This is a genomic window from Allobosea sp. (assembly GCF_036675845.1).
Lineage (GTDB): Bacteria > Pseudomonadota > Alphaproteobacteria > Rhizobiales > Beijerinckiaceae > Allobosea.
This window is the reverse complement of record NZ_JAKFED010000158.1, coordinates 1-4,309: the sequence shown is the minus strand read 5'-3', so window position 1 is coordinate 4,309 and position 4,309 is coordinate 1. Positions and strand designations below refer to the sequence as shown.

Annotated in this window: 4 protein-coding genes and 1 pseudogene; 2 read left to right on the top strand and 3 right to left on the bottom strand. The window is 68.8% G+C overall.

The window, feature by feature from the left end:
• Together V6M56_RS18020 and argS are read right to left on the bottom strand one after the other, a co-directional pair.
• The coding region (locus V6M56_RS18020; RefSeq protein ID WP_332685539.1) for a hypothetical protein at positions 1-1,202 on the bottom strand (1,202 nt) is incomplete at its 3' end.
• A gap of 187 nt (positions 1,203-1,389) precedes the next feature.
• Positions 1,390-3,156, bottom strand: coding sequence for an arginine--tRNA ligase (argS, locus tag V6M56_RS18015; RefSeq protein WP_332685538.1), 1,767 nt, complete (start codon positions 3,154-3,156; stop codon positions 1,390-1,392).
• Between the two features lie 228 nt (positions 3,157-3,384).
• Here argS and V6M56_RS18010 point away from each other — a divergent pair, with 228 nt between their 5' ends.
• The gene (locus tag V6M56_RS18010) at positions 3,385-3,675 is read left to right on the top strand and encodes a type II toxin-antitoxin system RelE/ParE family toxin (protein ID WP_332685537.1); all 291 of its coding nucleotides are present in this window, start codon (positions 3,385-3,387) and stop codon (positions 3,673-3,675) included.
• A 1-nt stretch (position 3,676) separates the two neighbouring features.
• The gene (locus V6M56_RS18005; RefSeq protein WP_332685536.1) at positions 3,677-3,961 is read left to right on the top strand and encodes an addiction module antidote protein; all 285 of its coding nucleotides are present in this window, start codon (positions 3,677-3,679) and stop codon (positions 3,959-3,961) included.
• 19 nt (positions 3,962-3,980) lie between these two features.
• Here the strand turns inward: V6M56_RS18005 and V6M56_RS18000 are convergent.
• A pseudogene (locus V6M56_RS18000) lies at positions 3,981-4,309 on the bottom strand (deoxyguanosinetriphosphate triphosphohydrolase); the annotation flags it as partial.

Genomic DNA, 4,309 nt, shown 5'->3' with positions numbered 1-4,309 from the left:
GGCGTCGTCGGAGCGGCGGCGCGGTCCTGCACCTTGGCCGGCTCGGCGGCCGGCGTCGCGGCCGGTCGGCTGGGCGGAACCGGGCGGGCGGCCGGGGCCGAGCCGGTGACGATCCCCTGCTGCGCCGATGCGACCTCGCCTTCGCCTGCGGCAGGAACCGGCGTGCCGTCGGGCCGGATCGCGACAGTGCGGACCTTGCGCGGCTCGCCGAGACCCGGCACCGGCGGAACCGCGATCAGGCCGGGCTCGCCGGCGGCAAGCGCAGCGGCGATATCGGCCGGCGCGGCGCGCGGCGCCATCGAGCGCGTCGCCTGTTTCACGTCGACCGGCTGTTCCTCGCGGTTGACCACCTTGGTCTCCGCCGCAGGCGTCTCGCCGGAGCGCTCATAGATCTGCTTGTTCTGGTTCGGAATCTCGGCGCCGCCCGGATTGACGGGCGCGACCTTGACCGGCGCATTGTCGGCGCTGATCACCGGCGGCTGGCCGTCGGCCCCTGTGGTCGGACCGGAGCTGCGGAAGATCATCGCGACGCCGACGCCGGCGACCGTGACGGCGATCAGTGCGGCCGCGGCCCAGAGGCCCTTGCGCGAGCGCGGCTGCTCATAGGCGCGCTCCTCGTCCCCGGCCGGCGGCGGCTCCGGATACTCCTCCGGCAGGGAATGGTCATAATCGGCCGGGTAGTCCCGCCCGGTCGCCTCGTCGAGGTCGCGCGGCGGCTCGGGAACATAGGCGTGCGGGCCGGCCTCGACCTGCGCCGCATAGGCGTGGGGATCGACCGGCGCCTCGTCGAATTCCGGATGCGCCATCTCCTGACGGCGCGCCTGCACGGGAGCCGTGGGCGCGGCCGGCGGCCTGACCGGCTCGGTCCGGCGCAGCAGCGCCTCGAACTCGTCGAGCGCCCCCAGCATCTCGGCCGGCGGCGGCGACGCCTCGACAGGCGCCGGGTTCGCCGGGCTCGGCCGGAAGCTGGGTTCGACGCGGGCTGCGGGCCATTGCGCCGGCGCCTCGGCGGCAGGCCGGGCCGGAGCCGCGCCGCGGCCGTTGAACAGGTCCTTGAGCGGATCGTCCTGGCCGACGAGCCGGGTCAGCTCCATCAGCGGATCGACCGTCGAGCCGGGCTTCTGCGGCTGGGCGGCGCCGCGGAGCTGACGCTCGAGATCGTCGAGATCGAGGGCGAAACGGTTTCTAGCTGGCTCGCTCATGACATGATCCATTCCAGCGCGCCGCCACACTATCAAAGAACGGCAGCCGCGCGCGGTCAATCTGACGAAAGCCCGGCCGGCCTGCCTTTCGGCACGCCCGGCCAATCCCGCTCCCGCATCGGTCCCGGCGGACGCTGGCCGGATCTCCTGATCCGCAGGGCGTCCGAGACGACGGGGTCCAGTCCCGTCAGCGCATCTCTTCCGGCGCCGTCACCCCGACGACCGCCAGACCGGAAGCAAGGACGCTGCGCACCGCATGCACGAACGCCAATCTTGCTGTGGTCGACTTTCGGTCAGTTTGATTAACGAACCGTAATTGCGGCGAGTCTTTGCCCTTGTTCCACAGCGAATGGAAAGCGCTCGCCAACTCGTGGACGAAAAAGGCGACACGATGAGGCTCGTGTGACGCAGCCGCGGCATCGATCATCCTGGGATAGGCGGCGATCATCTTGACGATGCCGATCTCGGATTCGTCGGTCAGCAGCGCAAGATCGGCCTCGGCAAGGGCTTGCGGCGAAAGGTCGAGGCCCGGGAAGGCCTCCTTGGCCTGCCGGAAGATCGAGGCGCAGCGCGCATGCGCATACTGGAGGTAGAAGACCGGGTTGTCCTTCGACTGCTCGACCACCTTGGCGAGGTCGAAGTCGAGCGTCGCGTCGTTCTTGCGGAAGATCATCATGAAGCGCACCGCGTCGCGGCCGACCTCGTCGATGACCTCGCGCAAGGTGACGAAATCGCCCGAGCGCTTCGACATGCGGACCTGCTCGCCATTGCGCAGCAGCCTGACCAGCTGGCAGAGCTTGACGTCGAGCGCGCCCTCGCCCGCCGTAACCGCCTTCACGGCCGCCTGCATGCGCTTGACATAGCCGCCATGGTCGGCGCCCCAGACGTCGATCATCTCGGTAAAGCCGCGCGTGAATTTCGAGCGGTGATAGGCGATGTCGTTGGCGAAATAGGTGTAGCTGCCGTCCGACTTCAGCAGCGGCCGGTCGACGTCGTCGCCGAACTTGGTGGCGCGGAACAGCGTCTGCTCGCGATCCTCCCAGTCCTCGTCCTTCTGGCCCTTGGGCGGCGGCAGCCTGCCCTCATAGATCAGGTCGCGAGAGCGCAGATCCTCGATCGTCCGGTATACGGCGTCGGTGTTGCCGTTGCGCCCCTGCAGCGACCGCTCCGAGAAGAAGACGTCGTGGACGACCCCGAGCGCGGCGAGATCGTCGCGGATCATCGCCATCATCCCGTCGATCGCCGCCCCGCGCACCAGCGGCAGCCAGTCCTTTTCGGCCTTGTCGCGCAGGCCATCGCCATGGGCCTGCGCCAGCGCCTGGCCGACCGAGACGAGATAGTCGCCCGGATAGAGCCCTTCGGGGATCGGGCCGATCTCCTCGCCCAGCGCCTCGCGATAGCGCAGGAAGGCCGAGCGGGCGAGGACGTCGACCTGCGCGCCGGCATCGTTGATGTAGTATTCGCGGGTGACGTCGTGCCCGGCGAAGGCGAGCAGGCTCGCCAGCGCATCGCCGAAGACCGCGCCGCGGCCGTGACCGACATGCATCGGCCCGGTCGGGTTGGCCGAGACGTATTCGACATTGATCTTCGGCGCAGGCTTCGCCCGGCCGCGGCCATGCTCGGTGCCGGCCAGCACGGCCGATTTCAGAACCGCCGTGAACACAGCCGGTTGCAGCGTGATGTTGATGAAGCCTGGGCCGGCGATCTCGGCCTTCAGGACATCGGCGTCCTTGCCGATCTCGGCGACGATCAGCTCGGCCAGCGCCCGCGGCGCCATTCCGGCCTCCTTGGCCAGCACCATCGCGGCATTGGTCGCAAGGTCGCCATGGGCGGGATCGCGCGTCGGCTCGACCACGACGCGCGCGAGCGACAGGCCGGCCGGAATGCGGCCGCTCTCGGCCATCCCGGTCAGGGTGGCGGCGAGGCGCGTGGCGAAAGTCTCGAACAGGTTCATAGCGGCCAAACGGGGAAATTGAGGGACAGCCCGGGGGCCTACCACGAGGAAACCGATTGGGAAACCACGGCCGGCGGCCCGATCGGCGACGATGGGAGCGGCGGGACCGGGCGAAAGCCGGCCGCGGCCGAGCGAGACATCGCTCAAGCCGCCCTGGCCTGAAGGCGAGGCCCGCAGTGACTGTGTATCTTAGTTGACATTCGATCTTGCCTGCCTAGCATCGCCGTAATGGTCGAAATCCGCAAAACGGACGCCTTCGCCAGCTGGCTGGCCGAGTTGCGCGACCGCCAGGCCAGGGCTCGGATCATCGTTCGGATCGAGCGCATGCAAAGCGGGAACTTCGGCGACCACAAGGCGGTCGGCGAAAGCGTGAGCGAGATGCGGATCAGCTATGGGCCCGGCTACCGGGTGTATTTCACGGTGCGGGGCGCAACGATCGTCATCCTTCTCTGCGGTGGCGACAAGAGCACGCAGCGCATGGATGTCGCGAAGGCGAAGCAATTGGCGAAGGAGGTCTGAAATGGCCCTCGAAACCACCAAGTTCGACGTGCTCGATCACCTCGGCACGCCCGAGGACCGCGCCGCCTATATCGAGGCCGTGCTCGAAGAGGGTGATTCTGCCTATCTCATCGAAGCGATAGGCAATGTCGCGCGCGCGCAGGGCGCCTCCGCCTTCGCCGCGGAAACCGGCCTCAGCCGCGAGACCGTTTACAAGGCGTTCATTCGCGGCGGCAATCCGACGGTCGATACGCTGTTCAAGGCGCTCGCCGCGCTGGGCCTGAAGCTGACGGTCAAAGCAGCGTAGAACCTGACGGCCGCCGCGCCTATCGCAGCGCCGGGGTGACGTCAAACAGGCGCCGGTGCTCGTCGAGCGCGTAGGAGTCGGTCATCCCGGCGATGTAGTCGGCGATGCGGCGCGCCCGGCGCCCCTCGTCGAGCCCTGCCCAGCCGGCTGCCCATTCGCCCGGCATGGCGTCCGGGGTGGCGTTGAAGCGGCCGAACAGATCGCGCACCACGTCGGCCGCCTGCTGCCGGATGAGGCCGATGCGTGGATGCCGGTACATGTTGGGATAAAGAAAGCCCTTGATCGCCTTGTCGGCCTCGGCGATCCCATCCGAGAAGGCGACGACCGGCGCACCGGCCCGGCGGATCG

What these genes read in the sequence shown, in the direction of transcription:
- argS (WP_332685538.1), bottom strand. Translation starts at nt 3,156, where the DNA reads ATGAACCTGTTCGAGACTTTCGCCACGCGCCTCGCCGCCACCCTGACC.
- V6M56_RS18010 (WP_332685537.1), top strand. Translation starts at nt 3,385, where the DNA reads ATGGTCGAAATCCGCAAAACGGACGCCTTCGCCAGCTGGCTGGCCGAG.
- V6M56_RS18005 (WP_332685536.1), top strand. Translation starts at nt 3,677, where the DNA reads ATGGCCCTCGAAACCACCAAGTTCGACGTGCTCGATCACCTCGGCACG.